This is a genomic window from Kiloniella sp., assembly GCF_965205715.1.
GTDB lineage: Bacteria > Pseudomonadota > Alphaproteobacteria > Kiloniellales > Kiloniellaceae > Kiloniella.
Map to the genome: position 1 here is coordinate 45,370 of NZ_CBDBHW010000014.1, position 24,338 is coordinate 69,707.

Consider the following 24,338-nt stretch of genomic DNA (forward strand, 5'->3'; position numbering starts at 1 on the left):
TACTTCCAGCATTTTATCATGAAATGTTACCAACCGTGTGCTCGGCAGGTTTTCAGGGGAAGTAAGGGAGATAAAATCATCTTGTTCGAGTTCGAAAAAGTTACCATTTCCCCCAGTAATATCTAATTCGGCATTTTCATCACTGTTGATACAGGGCTGGTTTCAACCATGTTTTGGAGTTGAAAAACCCGTGCCACACTATTACTCAGTTGATCAAGAGCAGCTGCCATTGTTCTGAATTCATCGGGACCGACAACAGGAGGGGCAATATCTACTTCGCCTTCACTGATTGACGTCATCGCTTTTGCAAAGGCTTTAAGTTTTCCAAAAACAGCAAACCTTAACATTAAAAATGCGAGGAGCCAGGTTGTTAGAAAAACCCCCGCAAGTACCTTGATGGCATCTTGGGTGAGCTGTTCAGAACCATCTGCGAAGTCACTAACATCCCGCACCAGGGTCGCCCGGGCCCACAACATATCCTGACTACCGATAAGGCTTGCTGTAATATATGCGGTAGATCCCTCAAGTCTAAGGCCATCGTTTTGCTCTACCGTCGGTATTTGTGTCTGTGCTGGTTCATTAGCTTCGGGTGCTGATTCAGAATTGGTGTCTGTAGCGACTTCTTCACTGGCTGTTGTTTGCTCAGAAACGATCTCAGGCCTTTTTTCCGAAAAAGCAAAACCTGTTTCACTATTAGAAGGGTCATAAATTGTAATATCAGCACCGAGAGTTTCGCTGATACCCTCTAAATAGTGCATAGGGTTTGTAACCAGTTCAACAAATCCCGCAACTTTAAAACCACCAATGGGAAAAATCGTAGAATGAACCGGTCGACCATTTTGATCAGCCCAGATATAACTAATTGGTTTTCTTTTTGCTTTTTTATCCCTGACCTTTAGTTCTTCAAGTATTGTTGCGTTATCAGTGATACTTCCTTTTTGTGAAGAAGTTATAAGGTCCATATCGGGGGTATAAAAATGCGTCGAAATAAGAACAATTTCCCCGGTTTGAACTTCTTTGTTGTCCCGATACCATTTATCAAACGTTGCAATTTCATCAGGCTTTTTAGCCTTCATAGCTGAAACTAGGAATTTATATCGAGCCCAGTCAGACCCCAAGGTAAGCAATTTGGGTTCATATTTTTGACGAAGGCGCTCCAGTACCATCAACTGAAATTGGTTGGTACTTTCCTTGTTAAGTGTGTCTAAGGAAAAGTTTTTGTACTTTTCAAAAGACCAGAACTGGGCGGCGACAATTGCAACTGATGCTAACAACCCAATTAAGAGTAGAATCTTTCGCAAAGTCCAGATAGTTGTCTTTTGGTGGTCCCCCGACCCAAGCATGGCGATATTCCTAAATTTGTTAACGTACCGAAATTATTTTCTTCACATGCAAATTTGTTCATACAAGTGTTGCTATAAAGTAAATAAATGTCGTTATAAGACGGGTTTATTACTCAAACGCAACCTTGAGGCATGATTTCTTAAGTTCATTTCTATTTTAAGGTCGTTTAAGCCCTAATAATTTCCCTAAAGAGCTCTTTGAAAATGAAAATTAGTAAAATTAATTGGCTCTTCTCCGCTTTGTTGAGTAGAAAAAGATGCCGACCGCCAAGTAACCTGTTGATATGTATGGTTTCTGATAACTTTACATAGAGCAGGTATATGACAATCAACATCTCGCAGCATATTTTAGGCCTCAAAGGGCAACGTGTAAATGAAATTAAACTGGATGACGGCGGTGTTAAGATTGTCATTCACTGCAGCCGAGACGCGCGTAGGAGGGCTATAGACCCTGCTACAGGCCAGAAGGGAAGCATCAACCAGCATGTCCGCCGACAAGTAAACGACATCCCCCTTTTTGGGTATCCTTGTGTGGTCGAGATTGAGCTGGCGCAGGTTTATATTAACAAGGGCGAACGCCGCATTGAGGGGTGTGATTTTGTTGATAAAGGGTGCCGTTTCACTCACCGATTTTGCCGACTGATCAGTGGATTATGTCGGCATATGTCTATTCAAGCGGTTTCCAGACATTTGGATATACGATGGGAAACGGTCAAGAATATCGACAGGGCATACCTTATTGAAACTCTCCCTACGCTTGATCCTGCAGAGCTAACTGGCTTGGAATATATTGGTGTAGATGAAGTTGCCCGGGCGAAAGGTCATGACTACATGACGGTGGTCTACGATATGGTTGGCGGTCATCTGATCTGGGTTGAAGCAGGCCGAACTGCCGAGGTTTTTTCAAGGTTTTTGAAACAACTGCAACCAGATACAGCCTGCAAAATAAAGGCCGTAGCGATGGATATGGGGCCTGCCTACCAAAAGGCTGTCAGAGAGTCCTTGCCGTTGGCCGACATAGTATTTGACCGTTTCCACGTCATGAAAAACTACAGCAAAGCTATCCATAATCAGCGTCGACTTGAGTTCAGAAAGGCCGATCCAAGTGGTAAAGAGTTGATGAAAGGGACACATTATCTGTTGCTCAAAAATGCGGATAAGTTGAGTGAAAAACAAAGTGACAAGCTGCAAAGGTTGCTGGAGAGCAATAGCAACCTGAATGCACTTTACGTCTTGAAAGAACAGCTTCAGCTGCTGTGGAGTGCCGCTTCATTTGAGGCGATGGCGGAGCAACTGGAACGTTGGTGCCTGATAGCAGATCAGTCACAGATGCTCTATCTAAAAAAGTTCGCGAAATCCCTACGGAAACATTGTGTGGGCATCTGCAACTACGCCAAACACAAGCTCACAAGCGCCAGGATAGAGGCTGGTAATGTCAGTATAGGAATGATCCGTAAGCGAGCCAGAGGCATCAAGGATACCGAATACTTCAAACTCAAAATTAGACAATCATCCATTCCAGATAATCAATCTATGCTCTATTTGAAATCCTAAATCTACTCAACAAAGCGGAGAAGTGCCTTTTTGGCTCTTCTCCGCTTTGTTGAGTAGAAAAAGATGCCGACCGCCAAGTAACCTGTTGATATGTATGGTTTCTGATAACTTTACATAGAGCAGGTATATGACAATCAACATCTCGCAGCATATTTTAGGCCTCAAAGGGCAACGTGTAAATGAAATTAAACTGGATGACGGCGGTGTTAAGATTGTCATTCACTGCAGCCGAGACGCGCGTAGGAGGGCTATAGACCCTGCTACAGGCCAGAAGGGAAGCATCAACCAGCATGTCCGCCGACAAGTAAACGACATCCCCCTTTTTGGGTATCCTTGTGTGGTCGAGATTGAGCTGGCGCAGGTTTATATTAACAAGGGCGAACGCCGCATTGAGGGGTGTGATTTTGTTGATAAAGGGTGCCGTTTCACTCACCGATTTTGCCGACTGATCAGTGGATTATGTCGGCATATGTCTATTCAAGCGGTTTCCAGACATTTGGATATACGATGGGAAACGGTCAAGAATATCGACAGGGCATACCTTATTGAAACTCTCCCTACGCTTGATCCTGCAGATCTAACTGGCTTGGAATATATTGGTGTAGATGAAGTTGCCCGGGCGAAAGGTCATGACTACATGACGGTGGTCTACGATATGGTTGGCGGTCATCTGATCTGGGTTGAAGCAGGCCGAACTGCCGAGGTTTTTTCAAGGTTTTTGAAACAACTGCAACCAGATACAGCCTGCAAAATAAAGGCCGTAGCGATGGATATGGGGCCTGCCTACCAAAAGGCTGTCAGAGAGTCCTTGCCGTTGGCCGACATAGTATTTGACCGTTTCCACGTCATGAAAAACTACAGCAAAGCTATCCATAATCAGCGTCGACTTGAGTTCAGAAAGGCCGATCCAAGTGGTAAAGAGTTGATGAAAGGGACGCATTATCTGTTGCTCAAAAATGCGGATAAGTTGAGTGAAAAACAAAGTGACAAGCTGCAAAGGTTGCTGGAGAGCAATAGCAACCTGAATGCACTTTACGTCTTGAAAGAACAGCTTCAGCTGCTGTGGAGTGCCGCTTCATTTGAGGCGATGGCGGAGCAACTGGAACGTTGGTGCCTGATAGCAGATCAGTCACAGATGCTCTATCTAAAAAAGTTCGCGAAATCCCTACGGAAACATTGTGTGGGCATCTGCAACTACGCCAAACACAAGCTCACAAGCGCCAGGATAGAGGCTGGTAATGTCAGTATAGGAATGATCCGTAAGCGAGCCAGAGGCATCAAGGATACCGAATACTTCAAACTCAAAATTAGACAATCATCCATTCCAGATAATCAATCTATGCTCTATTTGAAATCCTAAATCTACTCAACAAAGCGGAGAAGTGCCAATTAATTATTAACAGAGAGAGACTGTTATCGATTCTCTATAATTAATATAATACCAAGGACAAATTTCGCCTCATTGTATTCATCATCTAAGGGGCAATCTGAAATTTCAAAATCAAATTTGTCGTATTTCTTCATCTCTTATCACTTCAGTGCAACGTCACTCCAGTGCAACGCTTACACGTTCTAGAATCAATAATTTCTTTGTAATAACTCGGAAAGGAATTTGAATAAGGTTAGGTGAGATTAATTATTAATTGGCTGCAATTAAGCTATGTTCTTGTATTTCAATACGTCTTTAGAAGGACAAAACTTATGAAAGGAGCACTACTCCTCAAACAAATATTGAAAAGTTTGGTATGAAAAGAATAGTGAAAAATAACCTCATGTTTTCGAATCCAATGAAGGATACCATCCTTTTGATTACAAAAACCTCCATACCGGATTTCGTTTAGACGAGTTATCCTCTCACCAAATGATTAGACCCAACCATTACAATTAACATTTATATACCATTGATTTAACTTATAAATATCTTAATGTTTTCCAGCTTATCTTCTAACAAAGGGATATAGTTAGAGAATACCAAAATAAATATGATTATGTGTATTCTTTTCCGCTTTCTCTTTGAAAGGTGGTACAGCATCGAGTATAAATTTGTCCCAAGTTATATATATGTTAATTTTTTGTTCCAAAGTGCATAGCAAAATGGTAATTCCACTAGTGCATTTTCGAGAACATTAATCAGGGGGATGGGTGTGCAAGAATTTATGCACAGAGCGAAGTTTAAAATAGATCAGATATTCGCACCACGTGAAATCCATATCCGTTCTCACGATCAAATTCGTTTCATCAGGCTAACCCCTACAATTCAAAAGGGAATTGCCACAAGCGTCTTGGCTTTAGCTGGTTGGATGGCATTCACTTCTGGCACTATGCTTGTTACTGAGCAACGCATCGCGGGCAAAAACCAAATAATTGAAGAACAGAAATTGGATTACTTTAACCTGCTAAAGCAGGTTGGCGAATACCATACTCAATTTTCAAAAATCACAAATGATCTTCAAGAAAATCAAGACCAGTTACTTGGCCTACTAGATGGTGAAGAAATAAGTAAAGCGTCTGAGAACAAGACGGTTAAGCTGAAAAACTCAGAAAATGAGAGAGCCCGTGTCGCTCTTGCCCGGCAAGCTTTGGAAGACAAACTGGAACAGTTTGAAGGCGATTTACAAACGATTGCGGGACAAAGTGCTGCACTTGAAAGCCAAGCTATTCAATTACGCGAAGTTCTCGCAATATCCGAAGAAGAACGAAACAAATCCGCACAAGCAGGAAAAATGCTTGGTGGCAAACTGATACAGGTACAAGATCAGTTAAAAGAAGTTACGAAGGCAAAAGTCGATTTAGAGAAAAATCGTGAGCAAATACTCACCGAAGTAAGTAATCTCAACGACGAAATTATTGTTCTTAAAGAGCGCTTGTCTGAAAGAGATCAGCAGATTGATGAGCAGCAGCTTGAAATGGCCTCTTTAGAGGAAGCCAAACGTATTGCTGACCAAGATATTGAACAAAGTAATATCCAACTTGTCGAACAAGCTACTATACTTGATATGTTCAGAAGAGGTAATCAGGGGCTAGAAGGTGAAGTAAGCCAGCTTAAAAATTCTCTGATTGAAGTATCAAATATTCAAAGAGAGCTCATCGAACGATTAACGGAGCGTTCGAAATACAGTTTGGATGTCATAGAAAAAACAGTTCAAATGACAGGCCTTAATTTGGATAAGTTGTTGGGTTCTGAAGATCTTCAAACTGGGCAGGGCGGACCCTACATACCAATAGATGAAGTTCAGGAAAGCGCAGACTTCGAGCAATCAGTTAATTTGCTGGATATGCAGTTAAGTCGGTGGGAGTCCCTTCAAGAGGTTGTCTCAAAATTGCCCTTAACAACGCCAATTGATCAGTATCGAATTTCCAGCTCTTTTGGTAAACGCAGAGATCCTGTTACCGGGAAAACTTCGGTGCATAGTGGTCTTGATATGGCTGCACCAATGAAATCGTCGGTGTATGCCCCAGCACCTGGTAAGGTGGTCTATTCAGGCTGGAGAGGCCGTTACGGCCGCCTGGTCGAAATCGATCATGGCAATGGCATCAGAACCCGATATGGACACCTACGAAAACTACTGGTTAAACAAGGCCAGGAAGTCTCTCACCGAGAAAAAATTGCATTACTTGGAAATTCTGGACGTAGTACAGGACCACACGTTCACTATGAAGTTTTATACAATGGTAAACCCGTAGATCCTCGAAAATTTATTTTGGCAGGTAGAAATGTTTTCAAAGTCCAATAAACCCAATACGAAAGTCGCGACAACGGCTTCTCCTTCTAAAAAAATCGAGCCATCTGGTATTCCTTCAATCTTGAGTCCTGACTTAAGCTTGACGGGGGATTTAACGTCTACAGGCGATCTTCAAATCGACGGTACTGTCCAGGGCGATATCACTTGTCGCAGCGTCACTATTGGCGAGAAGGCTGTTGTAACAGGCTCTGTTAATGCTGAAGAAATAAGAGTTTGCGGAATGGTTAGCGGGCAATTGAATGCCAACACACTAACCCTGGCAAGTACAGCCAAAGTTATTGGTGATATCTTACATAAATCCATTGCGATTGAAGCTGGCGCTCAGGTTGAAGGGCAATTCAAACGCATTTCAGACCAAGCTGACTATAAATCCCAAGTTTTAGAGACTTTACCTCTGAAAGAAACTCCCGCTATAAACTCTTCAGCTACAGATAATGGTTTTTCAAATTTGAATTCATCGACTTCAGAAAGTCCGGTTCAATCAAATATAAAGCAAGATGATAAAGTAGCGGAAAATAAGCCGAGTAGCTTAGGATCCTCTTCGTGGAATAGTAATTCTAATTAACTTCCAAACACTCTAAAAATCTAGAAGGGTCAACGTTTCCACCTGAAAGGGTAAGAGCGATGGCCTTTTCTTTTGTCTCTATTCTTTGCTGTAATACAGATGCAAGAGCCACGGCTCCGCCTGGTTCAACGACTAGCTTTAAAGTGTTAAAGGCAAATTTGACAGCTTTTCGGACTTCCTCATCAGACACAACTAAACCTTTGCTTACAAGTTGGCTGTTGAGGGAGAAGGTCATTTCTCCGGGTGTCGGCGTTAAGACGGCATCACATATGGATCTGGCCGTTGGAGAAACACTCACGCGATGGCCCTTTAAAAGTGATTTCGCGGTATCATCAAAACCTTTGGGTTCGGCACTGTAAATTTGAGTTGTTGGGGAAAGCTCTTTAATTGCAAGAGCGGCACCAGAAGTTAGACCTCCACCGCCACAACAGATTACCACTCCATCTAAAACAACCCCGATCTCTTTTGCCTGTTCTGCTATTTCAAGTCCGCAGGTTCCCTGGCCGGCGATGATGAAAGGGTGATCATAAGGCGGAATTAATAATGCGCCACTCTCATGCATAATTCGGTTACCAATAGCTTCTCTGTCATCTTCAAACCTGTTATATAAAATGACCTCAGCCCCAAACCCCCGCGTATTATTGATTTTAATTTCAGGCGCATCACTGGGCATAATAATAGTTGCCTTTGCCCCAAGAAGCTTTGCTGCGTAGGCAACCCCCTGAGCATGATTTCCAGACGAATAGGAAACTAACCCTCTCTGTTTTTGCTCATCATTTAACCGACAAATAAAGTTATAAGCACCCCGGAATTTAAAAGACCCCGTATGTTGCAACACTTCGGGTTTGATAAATACTCTTCCCCCGGCGATGCGGTTTAAATCCGCATTTTCGAGAAGTGGCGTCCTGATCGCCTTTCCCAATAAATTATCTCGTGCATCAAGAATATCGGAAAAATCTGGAGCAGACTCAGTGTTCATATTCGGATCGCTTATTCTGGGTAAGGAATTTATTGAATTACAGATCTGTAAGCTGATTTAGTTCTGACAGCCTGTCAATTATGATTTCTGGACCACCGGGTAGGATTTCTGGGGGCCGCCCGAAACGATTAATCCAAGCCACTCGAAAACCAAAACTATTTGCCCCTGCCACGTCCCATGCATTCGCTGAAACAAAAAAGATTTCAGACGCAGAGCAATCCAGATAATCGGTGGCCAATCTGTATACAGAAGGACAAGGTTTATAGACCCCGATTTCATCAATTGAAATTGCCTTATCAATCAGTCCCTTCAAACCAGAATTTTCCACAGCTTTATCCAGCATGATTTGCGAACCATTATGTTCAGCGACAATAACCTTGGCCGGTTGCGACAACCACCTTGGCCGGTGGATCTGATCATTAAAAAGGGCGTGCCCGTTTGATAATCAGATCCACCGGCCAAGGCTTAATTTGGTGTTAGTTACAAGCTGCTGTGAGTTGATAAATTAGGAACCTCTAGATGTAATTGGAGGAACCTGTTTGCCGTATAAATTTATCACAGATGAACAACTGAGACTTTACATGACAGATAGAAAAACTCATGGTCAACGAACCGCCGCTGCCCGCGCAGGGTTTAGCGAACGCACGGCCCGCCGATTTGACGTTGATGCGACTTTACCGTCACAACGCAATATAAAGCGAGGGCGAACAGTTTCTGATCCGCTTGAAGATATCTGGGATAAGGACATCCTTCCCATTTTGGATAAAGACAACTCGGTCAAACCCATTACTTTGTTGCGCCACATACAGAGCCTCTATCCGCTCCGTTTTCCCGATGACCGTGTCAAGCGCACGTTAGAGCGCCGAGTTCGGGGATGGCGGGCTCTGAATGGCCCTGAAAAGGATATCATTTTCAGGCAAACACCTGAGCCGGGTTACATGGGCCAATCAGATTTCACGGATGCAGCCGACTTAAGTATTACCATTGCAGGAGATCCTTTGGTGCATCGGCTCTATCATTTTGTTCTGGTATATAGCCGATGGGAACATGTTGGGGTCGTACTTGGCGGTGAGAGTTTTACAGCCCTTGCGGAGAACTTACAAAATGCGCTTTGGTCCTTGGGGGGCGCTCCTGAAAACCACCGGACCGACAGCCTGTCTGCGGCCTTTCGGAATTTGAGCGTTGAGGAAAAGGAGGACATTACCAAACGTTATTCTGCTTTTGTTGAGCACTACGGTATGGAGGCCAGTCGAAATAACAGAGGGGAATCACACGAGAACGGTGCCATTGAATCTCACCACGGTCACCTTAAGACTGCGATAAAGCAGGCCCTGATTTTGCGTGGCAGTAATGACTTTGACACTTTGGATGAGTATCGGCGATTTTTGGACGAGCTGATTGCTAGACGGAACAAACATCGTGACCAAGATATCCAAACAGAGTTGAAATCTCTCAAGGCGTTACCTCCTCGGCGAACAACAGATTACACTGAAGTCGTGTCGAGAGTTACCAAAACAAGTGGTTTTTTAGTTAAGCAGGTTTTTTATAGCGCCCCTTCTCGCCTAATTGGTCAACGCTTGCGTGTCCATATTTACGATAACCGGATAGAAGCCTATCTAGGCAGCACTCATGTCGTCAGCCATTCTCGTGAGCGGGGGCACGGCAAAGGCCCCCGCATTCATGTTATCAATTATCATCACGTCATTCATGCTCTCAAACGTAAACCTCAGGCACTCGCCAATTCTATTTATCGTGACAGTATTTTTCCAAGAACCGAGTACTCCCTGGCCTGGACATTGTTTCAGAAAAAGTTGTCCCGCAGAGATGCGTGTCGTCAGATGGTTGGGATACTTTTCCTTGCGCACGAAGAGGCTTGTGAGGCCGAAGTCGCGCACCTGATTTCGAGAGAAATCAATGCAGGAAGGCTACCTTGCGCAAAAAAACTTAAGCTGAATATCACAAAAAAGAACACGGATTTACCTCCTGATATTCCCGTGGTTCAACCTTCATTATCAGTCTTTGATACTCTGTTGGAGGATCGGGCATGACAAACATTGAAGTGGATCAGCACAAGCTGCCTCTTATGCTAACTGACTTACGATTACCCAGCTTTCACAAACACTGGCAAGATATCGCAATCCAATCCGACAAGGAGGGCTGGTCAGCAGCCAGGTTCCTTGCCGTTTTGGCCGAATATGAATTGGCCGAAAGGGACACGCGACGCATTCAACGCCATCTCAACGCATCAAACCTGCTGGGCGGAAAAACTCTGGCCACTTTTAACTTCAAGCGGCTGCCTAACGTGAAAAAGGCGCAGGTCGAAGCCTTGTCTGCCGGTGACTGGATTGACGCAAGAGCAAATCTGATTGCCATTGGAAATTCAGGGGGAGGAAAAACTCATCTCCTATGCGCCGTAGGTTATGCTCTTATAGAGGCTGGATACCGTGTGCTCTATACGCAAACCAGTGATCTGGTGCAAAAACTCCAGGCTGCCAGACGTGAACTTATGCTCGAAAACGCCCTCGCAAAACTCGATAAATTTGATCTCATCATTCTCGATGATATTACCTATGCACAAAGGGATATATCTGAAACATCCGTGCTCTTTGAATTGATCGCCAGACGATATGAGTACCGAAGTATTGCAATTGCTGCCAATCAACCTTTTAGCGGATGGGACAATATTTTTCAAGATAAGGCCATGACCGTTGCAGCAATCGATCGTCTTGTTCACCACTCAACCATTCTTGAGATGAATATCGACAGCTACAGACAATGGGAAGCCGCCCAAAATCTCAAAAAAATGTTGCGGAAAACCACAAACAAAAAGGTGAAAAATATGCCTGAAGCATCGTAAATAAACGTCAGATCACAGCCGCATCAAAAGCGGCCAAGGTGGTTGACGCAACCGGACAAAGTGGTTGACGCTCTACACCATTACTCAAAATGAGAGTCGGATACCCCAGAGACCTTAGATATTTCACTGTATCCAGCGCATCCTGATAGGCTGTGAGCTCTAAATAATGGGCCATTAACCTGTCATGTCGTTGATTATTTTCCATATCATGACAGCGCAAAGCATATGTCAAAGCATCAGAAGTTACCTGCCAAAAATCGCAATGTTTGCCCATAAGACTGCGTAACCAGGTATATTCTAGCTGTTTAGTTCGCCATATATTTGAGATATCATCAGCTTTATCACCGAGATCATTTCGTGATTTTCCAACCGCAGAATGAACATCAAGTAGTGTCCCATAAGCATCGAACACAAAGGCTTTTATAGGTTGTTCCTGCATTTTATGACCTTAGGTAGAATTAATTATATGGGCGAGAATACAAATATTTTACCATTGAACAGAGCGAAAAATTAGTCTTAAAAAGTAACAATACTTATTCTCTTCAGGATAAATTTTCGTAAAATCTAATGTTATTCATCAGTGCCAACGACCTAACCAGGGTCGAACGATATACATGATCTTAGCTACCCGAATTCGGATGTCCCCATAATGAGTAGGGGAGCTGGCCGACAATAGTTGTGGTCGGTGTCGACTGTTTTAGCTTATCCCTATATATAAGGTGGCTTTCCAGTATCCTCTGTACATAGTTACGCGTTTCATTGAAGGGGATTTGCTCTATCCAATCAATAACATCCACGCTAGGATCTCTTGGATCACCATAGTCTTTAATCCATTTTTTTACCCTGTGAGGGCCAGCATTATACCCAGCCAAGGCCATGACATAGGATCCCTTGAAAGACCTGATTAATTCTGAAAGATAAGCTGTACCCAGTCGAACATTATATGAAGGATCATTGGTCAGATTTTGTTTTTTATATTTAACCTTTTCTTTTTTTGCGACCGATTTGGCTGTTGCGGGCATTAACTGCATAAGTCCACGAGCACCGGCGTGGCTTATGGCCTTGTGGTTAAATTCACTTTCTTGGCGAATTAATGCCAAGATGAGTGCCGGCTCTGTATTCGCCCCATTTGGAGGAGAAAATGAGAGGTCTGGGTAAAGTAAATCAGGGAGAAGTATTCCCTTTTGGCGTGCGGATTTAGCCGTTCTCAGTGCAATGTTAGGCTGACCGATTTCCAGGGCTAAATTAGCCGCAAGTATATGATCTTCTTTCGTTTTAGAATCTAATCGTAACCGCGTTAAATAAATCGTAACAAGCTTATCCTCGCCCAACTTATTAAGCAGTAGAATAGATCTTACGATCTTTTTGTCGTTAAAAGAGAGTTTCTGCTCATTTGTAACGTTTAATGCATCGCTATTGTTTATAGCAGGGCGGTCACCTAGTTCGTATCCAGCCTGTTGGCCATAGAAAGTCGTTTTATGGGCCGCAGCAATCGTGAACCACCTTTTTGCCCAATCGTCATGACCAATTTCTTTGGCGGCTCTTCCAGACCAATAGGCAGCTCTGGCTTTACTAATAGGGGACTTCACACCGTTATATAATTGATGAAAATGAGTATAAGCTCTACGTGGCATACCAAGTTTTCGCAAAGCAATCCAACCTGTTAGCCACTCTCCCTCAGCAAAACCAACTCCTTGTGTTAGCCCATGAGAAGAAGAAATCCGATAAGCTTTTTCAAATTCATTGTTAACAAGGAGCTTTCTTGCAGCCCAGTGTTTTAACGACCACCATTTATCCGGCTCCACAGGGTCTTTTAAAGGAGGATCAAGAAGATCTATCGCGTCTTGATTTCTGTTTGCCTTTAAACGCCACTTTGCCCTGGCAAAAATAAGGCCGGGATCCTTTTGCAAATTTGCGGGTACTTTTCGAAGGAGACCATCGACATTCCCTTTTCGTTTAAGTAGGGCGATCCGTGCGTTTCCTAAAGCTTGATATTCTTTTGAAACTCTTGGCAGTTGTCTATTGGCAGCAACGAAATGTTTATTCCAAATCAAGATATCAAGACGTTTTATATGATCATCATTTTGAACGATTTTACTGTATTTTTTTAGGAACTTTTTTTCATCAGTCTTGCCGAGATAGTTAAATCGCCAAAACTCGCGTATTGATTCCTCGGCATGATTAGATCTACCAGATTGTTCCAAGGCAAATACATACCTGATAAGACCTTCAAGGCTTGTTGGTTTTTGTTCTTCAAACCATTCAAAAGTTTCTGAAGCAGACATATTTGCGGGTAATTTCTTTTCCGCACTGCGCCTCAGGACACTTTGGCGAGGCCAATTTGTAGGATCAGCAATAAAACGTCCTAATTGATCGTAGTCACCAACACCGACATTACTGGACAGAACAACCCATAGGCCAATCTCCTTTAAAAGGGAGTCATTAATTTTCTTGGCCTGGCTCAAAGCGCGAGAATATTGCTTTTGTATTACGTGCTGCCTCACAGATTTAAATAAAGTCCTGTCTTTTGCAAAATCCTGTGTACCAGAGGACACTGCAGCGTTCGCCGTATTTATAAAGGTAACAAAATTTAATTTCAGGGGAGCATTATGGAAAAAAGAAATAATTCCAATAACTAAGAATGTTTTAGGTAAATTTATTTTCCGAAGCCGGCGCATTAATAATTTCATGACGCAAAGTCTATCAGCCCAATGACCTTCATGCCACCTGTAGGCGATCACAAAATAGCTATTAGCCATTCTGAATGAATTTTTACTGAATTTTTTGACCGATAAACCCACTTTATAAAAAGAAATTGTACTACAGGCATTATTTTGTCTTTTCGCATCGCAAATCACTCGCTATTCTCCGCCTTTCATTAAGGCATTCGGCCCTTTTGAGCACTTAACGATGATATTTTGAGGTATCGCTATGACCGGACCGCTTTTTAGAGGCTCTTTTCCCGCGCTCGCAACACCCATGTTCGATAATGGTGATGTTGATGAGAAGCGGTTTCAGAACTTCGTTGAATGGCAGATCGATCAAGGGAGCCACGCGGTATGCCCCGTCGGAACTACGGGGGAATCGCCAACCCTAGGTCACGACGAACATAAACGTGTAACAGAACTTTGTCTTGAAGTCGCAAAGGGAAGGGTACCTGTAATTGCAGGTGCCGGATCTAACTCTACACGTGAAGCCATTGATTTTACACAGCACGCACAAGAAGTTGGTGCCGATGCTGCTTTGGTTGTTACACCCTATTACAACAAGCCTTCACAAGAAGGTCTCTATCAGCACTTTAAAGCGATCCACGATAATTCAGACATTCCGATCATTGTTTATGATGTCCCTGGTCGCAGTATCGTAAACGTTGACGTCGATACTCTAAAAAGGCTTTCTGAACTGCCTCGTATTCGAGGCGTTAAAGATGCGACAGCTGATCTAGCCCTTCCTGTGCGTACCAGACTTGCTTGTGGCGAAGACTTCACCCTATTGAGCGGTGAAGACGCAACAATCGTACCTTTCCTTTCGCTTGGCGGTCATGGTTGTATTTCGGTAACAGCCAACATTGCACCAAAACTCTGTGCTGATCTTCACGAAGCTTGGTGGGCTGGTGATTATGAGAAGGTAAGTAAGATCAACGATCTTCTTACGCCGCTCCATGAAGTACTGTTTATCGAATCTAGCCCAGGTCCAGTAAAATACGGCATGCATCTTTTGGGCTGGGGTGCGAACAGATTGCGTCTACCTCTACTGACAGTCAGTAAAGAAACCGAGGATCGCGTTCGTTCTGCTATGGCTCATGCCGGATTGATTGACGGTTAATCTTATGGGCAAGGCCAAAAAGAAAAAAGCGGATACAGGTAAAGGAAAAACTGTCGCTGTTAATCGCCGTGCCCGGTACGATTATCAGATAGAAGACACGCTTGAAGCTGGCTTGATGTTAGTTGGAACAGAAGTCAAATCACTCCGATCTGGCAAGGCCTCTATTTTGGAGGCCTATGCCAGCGAGGAGAACGGTGAATTCTTTTTGATTAACGCCAACATCCCAATATATGAGCAAGCGGCTAATCGTTTTAATCACGAACCTAAACGACATCGAAAGTTGCTGGTCCACAAAAAGGAACTGGCAAAAATGATTGGTATGTGTCGTCGTGATGGATTTACAATCGTACCGCTTTCTCTTTATTTTAATGATCGCGGGATCGCGAAAATAAGCCTGGGATTTGCCCGCGGTAAAAAAGCCGTGGATAAACGGAATACTGAAAAAGAACGCGATTGGAAACGCCAACAATCACGTATTCTTAAAGACCATGGCTGACTGTCTCATTTATTGAGATAGGATATCAAAGCCAATCGAGTACGCTAATCCAAAAATAAAGGCCGCTTTAGAAGCGGCCTTTATTTTGATTAAACTGGTCAGTTTCTAGTCTTCATCGTCTTCGTAATCATCATCGTCTTCGTCGTCATAATACTCATCACCATCATAATCATCATCATCAATAGCCTGAATGACGGGCGGAGCTTGTGGCGCTGAATGAGGAGAGGGACGATTGTCAGATACTTTTCTGCCGATTTCGCCCTTGAGTTCAACCAAATCAAGAAAGACATCAGCCTGGCGACGAAGCTCATCCGCAATCATGGACGGTTGGCTGCGAACAGTTGAGACAACAGTAACCCGAACGCCCTTACGTTGGACGGCTTCGATCAATCGGCGAAAATCGCCATCTCCGGAAAAAAGTACGATATGCTCTAGGTTATCAGACATTTCCATGACATCGATTGCCAGTTCAATGTCCATGTTTCCTTTGACTTTGCGTCTTCCCGTCGCGTCCGTAAACTCCTTGGCGGGTTTTGTAATCATGTTGTAGCCATTGTAATCAAGCCAATCAACAAGGGGACGGATAGGGGAGTATTCCTGATCTTCAATCAGGGCTGTATAATAATATGCCCGAATGAGTTTACATTGTTCAGCAAAGAGAGACAGGAGGCGCTTGTAATCAATATCAAAACCTAGTGCGCGTGCCGTTGCGTATAAGTTCGAGCCATCAATGAACAGGGCGACACGCTCTTCTTGATAAAATTTCATAATAGAAATACCTTTTTAAAAATGAATTTATAAAAAATAAGGTCGATATTATACAGATCTTGTTCGGTTATACTCTGGACACCATGAATATGATAAGTGTAAACGCTTTATCCTAATGTTTCCATTAATCATAATTTACCCTTTTTTGACGGGTCATGAATAGTCAAATTTAAGTAAAAAAGTATTAAAAGGCTATTAAAAGTGATTATTATCGCCCTTGGCGCAAACCTTGAAAGTCCAAAATACGGCCTGCCGTTGCAAACCTGTCAGGCAGCACTATCAAGGCTGGCAGAGCTTGGTTTGAAAATCACTCAGTGCTCCAGATGGTTAAAGTCAGCCCCGGTTCCCATTTCAGATGACCCTTGGTATGTAAATGGAGTTGCTGAAGTTGAAACTGAACTTTCTCCCGATGAATTACTCTCTCTGCTTCACCGGGTTGAAGAGGAGTTTGGTCGGATAAGAACTGTGCCAAATGCCCCAAGAATTCTCGATTTAGATTTGATCGCTTATCATGACGTCATCAGTCACCCAAATGACGATCTTGTTTTGCCCCATCCCAGAATGCATGAGAGGGCATTTGTACTGTTGCCCTTAATGGATATTAATGAGGAATGGAAGCATCCAGTTCTGGGGAAAACGGCTAAAGAATTAGCCGAAACAATACCGACAGAACAAGAAACCATGGAATTCTCCTCTGAATAAATCAATAAATTCTGTTATTTTCTAATAAATTGTTGATTATTCTTGCTATATGCTAAGCTGATTCATATATTGCCCCGATTCAATTGCCCGTTCATGGGTTTAATACGATACTGGAGTTATCACATATGGCACGCGTCACAGTCGAAGATTGTGTTGAAAAAGTCCCTAATCGCTTTGAGCTCGTAATGCTATCAGCTCAGCGTGCACGAGAAATCGTATCAGGTGCTCCTTTAACGGTAGAGCGTGATAACGATAAAAACGCTGTTGTTTCTCTCCGTGAGATTGCTGAAGAAACAATTGACCTTAATACCGTTAAGGCATCTTTGGTTCAGGGTCTGCAAAAACAAGCCGCTTTCTCTGAAGTCGATGAAGACGAACCAGAGTTTGATGCGATTGGCCCAGAAGCTCTACTTACATCGGATGCTGGCGAACAATTTGCCAACGCAGAAGGTATGTCTGTTGAAGACACTCCTACCGATCTAGAACAGGAATCTGAATAATCCGTCTGCATTTGACGGTTGATTTCAAATAAATTCAGCCTTCCAGAGCTTGGCCTACGTCAATTCACGGCGTATCATTCTTTGGAAGGCTGTATTTTTTAGAGGGCTGTTTGATCTACAATGATTCGTCAGTTTGAGCTGGTTGAACGCGTCAAATCCTATGATGTTGACGCTGACGAAGATGCGATTAACAGAGCATATGTTTTTGCGACCAAATACCATGGATCGCAAAAACGTGCGTCTGGCGATCCCTATTTTTCCCATCCCGTCGAAGTCGCAGGTATCCTTACTGACTTAAAGCTGGATCACAACTCCATCATAACTGCCTTACTTCACGATGTCGTAGAAGATACAGAAGCTAGTTTAGAGACTGTTGAAAAAGCCTTTGGCACCCACATCGCACGTCTTGTGGATGGCGTGACAAAACTAACCCGGTTAGAGCTTCAATCCGAAGAAAGTAAATATGCCGAGAACTTTCGCAAGCTTGTTCTTGCGATGTCTGATGATATCAGAGTTCTTTTGGTCAAATTGGCTGACCGTTTGCACAACATGCAAACTCTGCATTTTATCAAAAAAGAAGAAAAACGACGTCGTATCGCTCGTGAAACCATGGACATTTATGCTCCACTGGCTGAACGAATTGGTATGCACCGATTTAAAGATCAGTTAGAAGATCTGTCATTTGCACAATTAAACCCTGAAGCACGAGAATCCATTGTTAAACGGCTGGATTTTCTTAAGGGTGAAGATGAAGACAATCTTGCAAAGAAGATCATCGATCAACTGAATAAAGTCATTAAAGAAAACGGTATTGAAGGCGAAGTATCTGGCAGATTAAAGGCCCCATATTCTATTTGGCGCAAGATGCAACGCAAAGCTGTTACCTTCGAACAGCTTTCTGATATTATGGCTTTTCGTCTGATCGTAAAAGATATTGGATCTTGTTATCAAGCACTTGGCGTCCTTCATGGTGGTTATCCTGTTGTTCCCGGCCGTTTTAAAGATTACATATCGACGCCCAAGCCAAATGGATACAAATCCATTCACACCTGCATAATCGGCCCGGAACGTCACAAGATTGAAGTTCAAATCCGTACCCAGGAAATGCACGATATTGCGGAGATGGGTGTTGCCGCTCACTGGTCTTACAAGCAGGGCGGTGAACATATGGAGGGGCGCCAATACCGTTGGCTTCGCGAACTCCTTGATATCCTAGATCACGCCTCGAACCCAGAAGAGTTTCTTGAACATACCAAAATGGAAATGTTCCAGGACCAGGTATTCTGTTTCACGCCTAAAGGTGCTCTTTTATCTCTGCCAAGTGGTTCGACCCCAATCGATTTTGCCTATGCGGTTCATACCGAGGTTGGTAATACCTGTGTCGGTGCCAAGGTAAACGGCCGAATGGTTCCCTTCAGGTCAATCCTTCATAATGGCGATCAGGTCGAGATCCTAACCTCAAAAAATCAGAAACCGTCACCTGATTGGGAAAAGTTTGTCGTCTCAGGTAAAGCTAAAGCCTGTATTCGTCGTTATATAAGACTACAAGAACGAGACCAGTACTGTTCACTCGGTCAACAGATGGTCCAAAAAATCTTCCGCCAAGAAGGTTATGAATTTACTGAAAAAGGCATCGAAGGCATCCTTGGTAAATTCCACATGGATCATACAGATGATCTCTACTTTAGTGTGGGGCAGGGGCACCATACCGCCAGAGAAGTCCTGGTTGCAGTCTATCCTGGCGCCCGGGTGTTACCAAAATCGAATATTGCTTCCCCTCGTAAGAAAACAAAACCTTCGGGCAACAAGGAAAATGCTCTTCCTATCAAGGGCTTGATTCCGGGAATGGCCGTACATTACGCACGCTGTTGCCACCCGCTACCTGGAGATCGCATCGTAGGTATCGTGACAACAGGTAAGGGCGTTACCATCCATACCATCGACTGTGACAACCTGGTTAATTATCAAGACACTCCTGAACGCTGGATCGATGTGGCCTGGGATGCTGCTGAATTTGAAGGCTCTCATCATACAGGACGGCTTAAATTAATCGTCGCTAATGAACCCGGCTGCCTTGGCGGTTTGTCTGTAGTCATCGGTAAGAATCAGGGAAATATAAGCAACCTTAAAATTGTACATCGTTCTATGGATTTCTTTGAGATGATGGTTGATGTTGAAGTAAACGATGTTAAGCATCTTGCAGATATCACAGCTGCTCTAAGAGCGATGTCAGTTGTCAATTCCGTAGAAAGAGCGAGAAATTAAATTGCTCAGAGCTTTTTATAACAGGGTAAAGACATGATTCTCGGTATTGGGAATGATCTTGTTGATATCCGGCGTATAGAAAAATCTCTCGATAAATTTGGCGATCGTTTTATTACTCGGATATTTACCGAACAAGAAACTGAAAAAGCAAATTCAAGCCCCAACCCGGCGGCGACCTTTGCCAAACGTTTTGCGGTGAAAGAAGCTTGCGCCAAGGCATTGGGAACAGGCTTGTGGCGTCATGGTATTCTTTTTAAGGATATCGGTGTAACGAATGCAAAAGGCGGCCAACCCCAGCTCAATTTAAAAGGGGCTGCTGCGGCACGTTTGCGTGATATGGTACCTCAGGGGATGACAGCAAGGCTTCATGTCACTATATCTGACGATTATCCCCTTGCGCAGGCCTTTGTGCTGATATCAGCTGAACCTGAGCAATAAATTAACCTAAAGGATTTCTTATTAATGTCTGATCGTAAGCAGAATGCTGAAGAAAGTGGTGCTAATTCGGATGATTCAGCCATAGAGACAAGTAAAAATTCTGCTTCAGCAGCTATCGAGACGGCCATAGAGGTATCGGAAGAAAACGTGACAAAGCCGGAAGACGAAAGTTGGGTGAAAACAGTTGGTTACGCCCTGTTAATCGCTTTGACCGTTAGAACAATATTATTTGAACCCTTCAATATCCCCTCAAGTTCAATGAAACCGACATTATTGATCGGGGACTATTTATTTGTATCAAAGTTTTCATACGGTGTAGGGCGTTACTCCTTTCCGTTTGGCGATAAAATTTTTGGGGACAGTTTCGAAGGTCGTATTCTCGGTTCTGAACCTGAACGCGGTGATGTCATCGTTTTCAGAAAGCCTACCGATACATCTATCGATTACATAAAACGCCTGGTTGGTCTGCCTGGCGATACCATTCAGGTATCTCAGGGTCAGCTTTATATCAACGGAACTGTTGCCCCGCGTGAACTCGTACGTATCGGTGATGGTAGCGACGGTCTACGCCTTGGTGAAAAGGAATATGAAGAAACCCTTCCCAACGGTGTTAAACACCTGATTTGGGAGCGCAGTGACACTGAGGGTGCTGATAATACACCTCCTTACGTTGTCCCGGCTGGTTATTACTTCTTTATGGGGGATAACCGTGATAATAGCCAAGACAGCCGTTTTAGCGGTGTTGGACCGGTTCCTTATGAAAATTTAATTGGCCGCGCAGATGTTCTCTTCTTTTCTCACCGTGGCGATGATAATGGTGAAAATGTTGGCGATTGGTGGGAAATTTGGAAGTGGCCTACAATGATTAGATTTGGACGCATTTTTAATGTCATCAATTGAGACCAAGGGTTTCGCTGAGCTAAAGCTTGTTGCTGTAAAACTGGATCACCAATTCAGCAAATTAAATTTAGTTCAGCAAGCCTTAACCCACCCAAGTGCCTGTGGGCGTAACCGTATCATTTCTGATAGCTATGAACGCCTGGAATTCCTTGGCGACCGAGTTTTAGGGCTTGTTATTGCCGATATGCTTTTACGTCATTTTCCGGATGAAAGTGAAGGCTCTCTAGCAAAACGCTTCACGGCACTTGTCCGAAGAGAAGCCCTTGCTTTGGTGGCTTGTTCTTTGGGACTTGAAAAATCAATTGTATTGGCAAAAGGTGAAGAAGAAAGTGGCGAGCGAGCCAACCCAGCCTTACAAGCAGATGTTTGTGAAGCTTTGATTGGTGCATTATATTTAGATGGTGGATATGCTTGCGCCCAGAGGTTTGTTGAAACAAATTGGCTTCCCTTGCTCAATCAAGACATTGCTCCACCGCAAGATGCGAAGACAACACTGCAGGAGTGGGCGCAAGGAAGAGGACTTCCCCTTCCTGCTTATCGTGAAGTTGGAAGATCTGGCCCACCACACGCACCTGTCTTTGATATTGAAGTAAATGTTAAAGGTCTGGCTCCTGCCGTGGGACAAGGTAATTCCAAGCGTAAAGGCGAGCAAGAAGCTGCTAACGAGTTGTTAAAATCTATTAAGAAGAATGGCAATTAATCTGATGACCGATCAAGATACACAACAGCCAGATGAAAATGGAAATGTTTCAGATATGCGCTGCGGCTTTATAGCCCTTATCGGCGCTCCGAATGCCGGTAAATCAACTTTGATGAATAGAATGGTCGGCGGCAAAGTATCTATTGTCACCCATAAAGTTCAGACCACCAGATCGCAGATCCGCGGCATTGCCATACACGAAAAATCTCAACTTATCTTTGTGGATACTCCAGGTATATTTCTTCCCAAAAAACGCCTTGAACGCGCAATGGTTTCTTCGGCGTGGAAAGGGGCAGGGGATGCTGAAATTGTTGTGGTACTGCATGATGCCTGCCGTAAGAAAATTGGTGAAGATACGCGTGCGATAATAGCAGGATTACAAAAACAAGAACGACAAGCCATTCTCGCACTGAACAAAATAGATTCAATAAAACCCGAAAAATTGCTGGCTCTTGCGCAAGAGTTTATGGCAATGGGCGTATTTTCTGAAATCTTCATGATTTCCGCCCAAGAAGGGGATGGTGTAAATGATCTTATGGATCACTTAGCCAAAGAAGTTCCAGCAGGGATTTGGCTCTACCCTGAAGACCAGCTTTCCGACCACCCAATGCGGTCGATTGCTGCGGAAGTTACCCGCGAAAAACTGTTTTTGAATTTACACGATGAATTGCCCTATAATCTGACTGTTGAAACAGATAGCTGGGAAGATTTTGATGATGGCAGCGTCAAAATTTCACAAACTATCTACGTTCAAAGAGATATTCATAAAGCCATGTGTCTTGGGAAAGGCGGTAGGACCATTAAATTGGTACGATCCAAGTCTCAGAAAGATCTCGAAGAATCACTGGAACGAAAAGTTCACCTCTTCTTGTATGTAAAGGTTCGAGAAAAGTGGGCAGATGATCCTGCACGCTATAGAGAAATGGGCTTAGATTTCGATAGTTAATTCTTTCGCTTAACCCTTATTATTTAAATAGTATTCTATTGATAACTCTGATACCTTGTTCACCTAATGTTCACGCTCATTCAGAAGGCCTTTGATCGATGATTCACTGGGAAGACGAAGGTATTCTTCTTTCTGCGCGCCCCTTTGGAGAGAATGATATTGTTGCTCAGGTTCTGACGAAAGAACATGGTCGACATGCAGGTCTTGTACGTGGCGGCCTTAGTCAAAAGAAACGTTCGACTTATGAGCCAGGAAATAAACTTCACGTTCGCTGGGGAGGACGACTTCCCGAGCACCTGGGACATTATGATGCTGAAGTATTAGATAATATTTCGGGCCGACTATTTGATGAGCCCGGTCGACTGGCCGCATTATTATCAGCCGCTTCCATCTGTGAGCAGGCGGTTCCCGAAAGAGAAGCCAACTCATCCTTCTACGAAGGTTTACTGGCTCTGCTTGAGTATCTTGAAGGAGATTTTTGGGGCGAAGTATATGTTCGCTGGGAACTCGCTCAATTATCTGCCCTTGGGTTTGGAATTGATCTAACAGCTTGCGCCGGTGGTGGGCGCAATGATCAATTGGCTTACATAAGCCCGAAATCAGGTCGGGCCGTTTCTCTTGCTGCCGGAGAGCCTTACAAAGACAAGCTATTTATTCTCCCTCTATTTTTGACAGGACAAGGTACAGGCGGTCCCGAAGAAATAGCTCAGGGATTGAAAATTTCAGGCCACTTTATTGAACGCCACCTTTTTCACCCACATGATAAATCTCTACCAAGTGTTCGCGATCGTTTATTAGAGAATTTTTTATAACGCGATATTATTTATTTCGTACTAATAATTGATGAACCATTTTATCATACTATAGTATGCTATCGATTTAAGGTCATGGAGCCTAAGGTGTTACGTTGCTTTAAAATATTAACCATAGCAAGCATACTGATTATTCCCTTTTCATTAAATGCAGGTGAAATTAACGATCCTGTATTTAAAGTCGCTTATGCAGAATCCTGGGCACCCATATCTGTTGGATCAATGGAAAGTGTTTCTGGAATACTTCCCGCATTAATGGATGAGATTATTCATAATCAAATGGATATAACGATTGAGCACCGAGGACTTCCTTGGGCTCGGGCACAACGAGCTGTAAAGACGGGAGAGGTCGACGCCTTTATCACCACACCAACTCAGGAGAGGTTGGCATTCGCAAGAGCTTCAGAAGGGATTGTCTTTCCGCTTAGGTTTCAACCAATTGTCAGATTAGGATCTGAAGAAGAAAAGCTCCTCAAATCCGAAGCAGACATAACGAATATTCTTTCAGACAAAAGATATTGTGATGTGTTGGGAAATGGCTGGGCCAAACGTTTCTTTGATGAAAAAGGCATTTCGTTCCAAGTTGTACCAACTCTCGATATCTGTTTAAAACATCTTATTCATAACCAAATTGATATCATTATTCACGCCACCCCGGTTGCTGACAGTTTTATCAGAAAATTAAACGTTTCTGACAAAGTAACCATTCTTCCTATTGTCATGAGTTCAAGCCCTAAATTCCCTCTACTGGTATCCAAAAACTCGCCTTATGGAGTTAAGTTTTTAGAAGAATTCGACGAAGTACTTCTGAAAATAAAAAATCATGGTGTCTGGGAGACACTGTTAAGGACCTCCAACACAGCAACAAACTGACGAATAGATATATCTCACAACCTCTTATTCAAAATTCTTAAGCGCCAAACGGTTGCTTCAGCCGATCTTGTG

At 43.4% G+C, this 24,338-nt stretch carries 25 protein-coding genes; 17 read left to right on the forward strand and 8 right to left on the reverse strand.

The annotated features are described in order from the left end of the window. Nucleotides 1-122 precede the first annotated feature (122 nt). Both ACOGW3_RS17030 and ACOGW3_RS17035 read right to left on the reverse strand, forming a co-directional pair. Nucleotides 123-1,076 carry a HAMP domain-containing protein gene (locus ACOGW3_RS17030; protein WP_419904109.1) on the reverse strand — a complete coding sequence of 318 codons (954 nt, stop codon included), beginning with the start codon at nucleotides 1,074-1,076 and terminating at the stop codon, nucleotides 123-125. Between the two features lie 434 nt (nucleotides 1,077-1,510). Beyond that, on the reverse strand, nucleotides 1,511-1,678 hold the full coding sequence (locus ACOGW3_RS17035) for a hypothetical protein (protein WP_419904110.1): 168 nt from the start codon (nucleotides 1,676-1,678) through the stop codon (nucleotides 1,511-1,513). On the opposite strand from ACOGW3_RS17035, the gene ACOGW3_RS17040 reads away from it, so the two are divergent. Further along, nucleotides 1,665-2,897 carry an ISL3 family transposase gene (locus tag ACOGW3_RS17040; protein ID WP_419901077.1) on the forward strand — a complete coding sequence of 411 codons (1,233 nt, stop codon included), beginning with the start codon at nucleotides 1,665-1,667 and terminating at the stop codon, nucleotides 2,895-2,897. The genes ACOGW3_RS17035 and ACOGW3_RS17040 overlap by 14 nt on opposite strands. Before the next feature lie 6 nt (nucleotides 2,898-2,903). Here the strand turns inward: ACOGW3_RS17040 and ACOGW3_RS17045 are convergent, their stop codons facing one another. After that, complete coding sequence (locus tag ACOGW3_RS17045) at nucleotides 2,904-3,038, reverse strand: hypothetical protein (RefSeq protein ID WP_419904111.1); 135 nt, start codon at nucleotides 3,036-3,038, stop codon at nucleotides 2,904-2,906. Here ACOGW3_RS17045 and ACOGW3_RS17050 point away from each other — a divergent pair. The 3 genes from ACOGW3_RS17050 (at nucleotide 3,025) to ACOGW3_RS17060 (ending at nucleotide 7,205) form a co-directional block, all read left to right on the forward strand. Continuing rightward, complete coding sequence (locus tag ACOGW3_RS17050) at nucleotides 3,025-4,257, forward strand: ISL3 family transposase (protein ID WP_419901797.1); 1,233 nt, start codon at nucleotides 3,025-3,027, stop codon at nucleotides 4,255-4,257. The two genes, ACOGW3_RS17045 and ACOGW3_RS17050, sit on opposite strands and share 14 nt — an antisense overlap. 784 nt (nucleotides 4,258-5,041) lie before the next feature. Next, a complete protein-coding gene (locus ACOGW3_RS17055) occupies nucleotides 5,042-6,631 on the forward strand; it encodes a peptidoglycan DD-metalloendopeptidase family protein (protein ID WP_419904112.1) in 1,590 nt (529 codons plus the stop codon). Next, nucleotides 6,612-7,205 (forward strand): bactofilin family protein, encoded by a 594-nt coding sequence (locus ACOGW3_RS17060; protein ID WP_419904113.1) that lies wholly within the window; start codon nucleotides 6,612-6,614, stop codon nucleotides 7,203-7,205. The genes ACOGW3_RS17055 and ACOGW3_RS17060 overlap by 20 nt, the downstream gene beginning before the upstream one ends. Here ACOGW3_RS17060 and ACOGW3_RS17065 read toward each other — a convergent pair. Together ACOGW3_RS17065 and ACOGW3_RS17070 are read right to left on the reverse strand one after the other, a co-directional pair. Further along, nucleotides 7,198-8,184, reverse strand: a complete 987-nt coding sequence (locus ACOGW3_RS17065; RefSeq protein ID WP_419904114.1) for a threonine ammonia-lyase — start codon at nucleotides 8,182-8,184, stop codon at nucleotides 7,198-7,200. The genes ACOGW3_RS17060 and ACOGW3_RS17065 overlap by 8 nt on opposite strands. Before the next feature lie 37 nt (nucleotides 8,185-8,221). Then, on the reverse strand, nucleotides 8,222-8,578 hold the full coding sequence (locus tag ACOGW3_RS17070; RefSeq protein WP_419904115.1) for an HAD-IA family hydrolase: 357 nt from the start codon (nucleotides 8,576-8,578) through the stop codon (nucleotides 8,222-8,224). A 145-nt stretch (nucleotides 8,579-8,723) separates the two neighbouring features. Here ACOGW3_RS17070 and istA point away from each other — a divergent pair, with 145 nt between their 5' ends. Then, complete coding sequence (gene istA / locus ACOGW3_RS17075) at nucleotides 8,724-10,232, forward strand: IS21 family transposase (protein ID WP_419901087.1); 1,509 nt, start codon at nucleotides 8,724-8,726, stop codon at nucleotides 10,230-10,232. Beyond that, nucleotides 10,229-11,041, forward strand: a complete 813-nt coding sequence (istB, locus tag ACOGW3_RS17080; RefSeq protein WP_419901088.1) for an IS21-like element helper ATPase IstB — start codon at nucleotides 10,229-10,231, stop codon at nucleotides 11,039-11,041. The genes istA and istB overlap by 4 nt, the downstream gene beginning before the upstream one ends. A gap of 7 nt (nucleotides 11,042-11,048) precedes the next feature. Here istB and ACOGW3_RS17085 read toward each other — a convergent pair whose 3' ends face one another. Continuing rightward, nucleotides 11,049-11,480 (reverse strand): HAD-IA family hydrolase, encoded by a 432-nt coding sequence (locus ACOGW3_RS17085; RefSeq protein ID WP_419904116.1) that lies wholly within the window; start codon nucleotides 11,478-11,480, stop codon nucleotides 11,049-11,051. Between the two features lie 181 nt (nucleotides 11,481-11,661). Further along, entirely contained in the window at nucleotides 11,662-13,899 is a 2,238-nt protein-coding gene (locus tag ACOGW3_RS17090) for a lytic transglycosylase domain-containing protein (protein WP_419904117.1), read from the reverse strand. A gap of 73 nt (nucleotides 13,900-13,972) precedes the next feature. Here ACOGW3_RS17090 and dapA point away from each other — a divergent pair, with 73 nt between their 5' ends. Beyond that, nucleotides 13,973-14,866: a 4-hydroxy-tetrahydrodipicolinate synthase gene (gene dapA / locus ACOGW3_RS17095; protein ID WP_419904118.1), complete on the forward strand. Its 894-nt coding sequence runs from the start codon at nucleotides 13,973-13,975 to the stop codon at nucleotides 14,864-14,866. Between the two features lie 4 nt (nucleotides 14,867-14,870). Next, nucleotides 14,871-15,362, forward strand: a complete 492-nt coding sequence (gene smpB, locus ACOGW3_RS17100) for an SsrA-binding protein SmpB (RefSeq protein WP_419904119.1) — start codon at nucleotides 14,871-14,873, stop codon at nucleotides 15,360-15,362. Between the two features lie 105 nt (nucleotides 15,363-15,467). Here smpB and ACOGW3_RS17105 read toward each other — a convergent pair whose 3' ends face one another. Further along, nucleotides 15,468-16,130: an NYN domain-containing protein gene (locus tag ACOGW3_RS17105; RefSeq protein WP_419904120.1), complete on the reverse strand. Its 663-nt coding sequence runs from the start codon at nucleotides 16,128-16,130 to the stop codon at nucleotides 15,468-15,470. 201 nt (nucleotides 16,131-16,331) lie between these two features. Between ACOGW3_RS17105 and folK the strand changes: the two genes are divergently transcribed. From folK to ACOGW3_RS17150, 9 genes are all read left to right on the forward strand, one after another. After that, complete coding sequence (gene folK, locus ACOGW3_RS17110) at nucleotides 16,332-16,832, forward strand: 2-amino-4-hydroxy-6-hydroxymethyldihydropteridine diphosphokinase (RefSeq protein WP_419904121.1); 501 nt, start codon at nucleotides 16,332-16,334, stop codon at nucleotides 16,830-16,832. Nucleotides 16,833-16,957: 125 nt separating this feature from the next. Next, nucleotides 16,958-17,332: a DNA-directed RNA polymerase subunit omega gene (gene rpoZ, locus ACOGW3_RS17115; RefSeq protein WP_419904122.1), complete on the forward strand. Its 375-nt coding sequence runs from the start codon at nucleotides 16,958-16,960 to the stop codon at nucleotides 17,330-17,332. A gap of 120 nt (nucleotides 17,333-17,452) precedes the next feature. Further along, nucleotides 17,453-19,597 (forward strand): RelA/SpoT family protein, encoded by a 2,145-nt coding sequence (locus ACOGW3_RS17120; RefSeq protein WP_419904123.1) that lies wholly within the window; start codon nucleotides 17,453-17,455, stop codon nucleotides 19,595-19,597. Between the two features lie 33 nt (nucleotides 19,598-19,630). Then, nucleotides 19,631-20,035, forward strand: a complete 405-nt coding sequence (gene acpS, locus ACOGW3_RS17125; protein ID WP_419904124.1) for a holo-ACP synthase — start codon at nucleotides 19,631-19,633, stop codon at nucleotides 20,033-20,035. Nucleotides 20,036-20,059: 24 nt separating this feature from the next. Then, nucleotides 20,060-20,935 (forward strand): signal peptidase I, encoded by an 876-nt coding sequence (lepB, locus tag ACOGW3_RS17130; RefSeq protein WP_419904125.1) that lies wholly within the window; start codon nucleotides 20,060-20,062, stop codon nucleotides 20,933-20,935. Then, nucleotides 20,922-21,635, forward strand: coding sequence for a ribonuclease III (gene rnc, locus ACOGW3_RS17135; protein ID WP_419904126.1), 714 nt, complete (start codon nucleotides 20,922-20,924; stop codon nucleotides 21,633-21,635). The genes lepB and rnc overlap by 14 nt, the downstream gene beginning before the upstream one ends. A 4-nt stretch (nucleotides 21,636-21,639) precedes the next feature. Further along, on the forward strand, nucleotides 21,640-22,581 hold the full coding sequence (gene era, locus ACOGW3_RS17140; protein ID WP_419904127.1) for a GTPase Era: 942 nt from the start codon (nucleotides 21,640-21,642) through the stop codon (nucleotides 22,579-22,581). Between the two features lie 98 nt (nucleotides 22,582-22,679). Next, on the forward strand, nucleotides 22,680-23,393 hold the full coding sequence (gene recO, locus ACOGW3_RS17145; protein ID WP_419904128.1) for a DNA repair protein RecO: 714 nt from the start codon (nucleotides 22,680-22,682) through the stop codon (nucleotides 23,391-23,393). A gap of 87 nt (nucleotides 23,394-23,480) precedes the next feature. Next, nucleotides 23,481-24,266, forward strand: a complete 786-nt coding sequence (locus ACOGW3_RS17150; protein WP_419904129.1) for a substrate-binding periplasmic protein — start codon at nucleotides 23,481-23,483, stop codon at nucleotides 24,264-24,266. The last annotated feature ends 72 nt before the right edge of the window (nucleotides 24,267-24,338 follow it).

Bases quoted from the DNA above. Each gene is read 5' to 3' on its own strand.
- acpS (WP_419904124.1), top strand. From the start codon at position 19,631: ATGATTCTCGGTATTGGGAATGATCTTGTTGATATCCGGCGTATAGAA.
- ACOGW3_RS17065 (WP_419904114.1), bottom strand. From the start codon at position 8,184: ATGAACACTGAGTCTGCTCCAGATTTTTCCGATATTCTTGATGCACGA.
- lepB (WP_419904125.1), top strand. From the start codon at position 20,060: ATGTCTGATCGTAAGCAGAATGCTGAAGAAAGTGGTGCTAATTCGGAT.
- ACOGW3_RS17030 (WP_419904109.1), bottom strand. From the start codon at position 1,076: ATGAAGGCTAAAAAGCCTGATGAAATTGCAACGTTTGATAAATGGTAT.
- ACOGW3_RS17085 (WP_419904116.1), bottom strand. From the start codon at position 11,480: ATGCAGGAACAACCTATAAAAGCCTTTGTGTTCGATGCTTATGGGACA.
- smpB (WP_419904119.1), top strand. From the start codon at position 14,871: ATGGGCAAGGCCAAAAAGAAAAAAGCGGATACAGGTAAAGGAAAAACT.
- recO (WP_419904128.1), top strand. From the start codon at position 22,680: ATGATTCACTGGGAAGACGAAGGTATTCTTCTTTCTGCGCGCCCCTTT.
- ACOGW3_RS17050 (WP_419901797.1), top strand. From the start codon at position 3,025: ATGACAATCAACATCTCGCAGCATATTTTAGGCCTCAAAGGGCAACGT.
- ACOGW3_RS17035 (WP_419904110.1), bottom strand. From the start codon at position 1,678: ATGTTGATTGTCATATACCTGCTCTATGTAAAGTTATCAGAAACCATA.
- rnc (WP_419904126.1), top strand. From the start codon at position 20,922: ATGTCATCAATTGAGACCAAGGGTTTCGCTGAGCTAAAGCTTGTTGCT.
- ACOGW3_RS17105 (WP_419904120.1), bottom strand. From the start codon at position 16,130: ATGAAATTTTATCAAGAAGAGCGTGTCGCCCTGTTCATTGATGGCTCG.
- ACOGW3_RS17040 (WP_419901077.1), top strand. From the start codon at position 1,665: ATGACAATCAACATCTCGCAGCATATTTTAGGCCTCAAAGGGCAACGT.
- rpoZ (WP_419904122.1), top strand. From the start codon at position 16,958: ATGGCACGCGTCACAGTCGAAGATTGTGTTGAAAAAGTCCCTAATCGC.
- era (WP_419904127.1), top strand. From the start codon at position 21,640: ATGACCGATCAAGATACACAACAGCCAGATGAAAATGGAAATGTTTCA.
- ACOGW3_RS17120 (WP_419904123.1), top strand. From the start codon at position 17,453: ATGATTCGTCAGTTTGAGCTGGTTGAACGCGTCAAATCCTATGATGTT.
- dapA (WP_419904118.1), top strand. From the start codon at position 13,973: ATGACCGGACCGCTTTTTAGAGGCTCTTTTCCCGCGCTCGCAACACCC.
- ACOGW3_RS17045 (WP_419904111.1), bottom strand. From the start codon at position 3,038: ATGTTGATTGTCATATACCTGCTCTATGTAAAGTTATCAGAAACCATA.
- ACOGW3_RS17060 (WP_419904113.1), top strand. From the start codon at position 6,612: ATGTTTTCAAAGTCCAATAAACCCAATACGAAAGTCGCGACAACGGCT.
- istB (WP_419901088.1), top strand. From the start codon at position 10,229: ATGACAAACATTGAAGTGGATCAGCACAAGCTGCCTCTTATGCTAACT.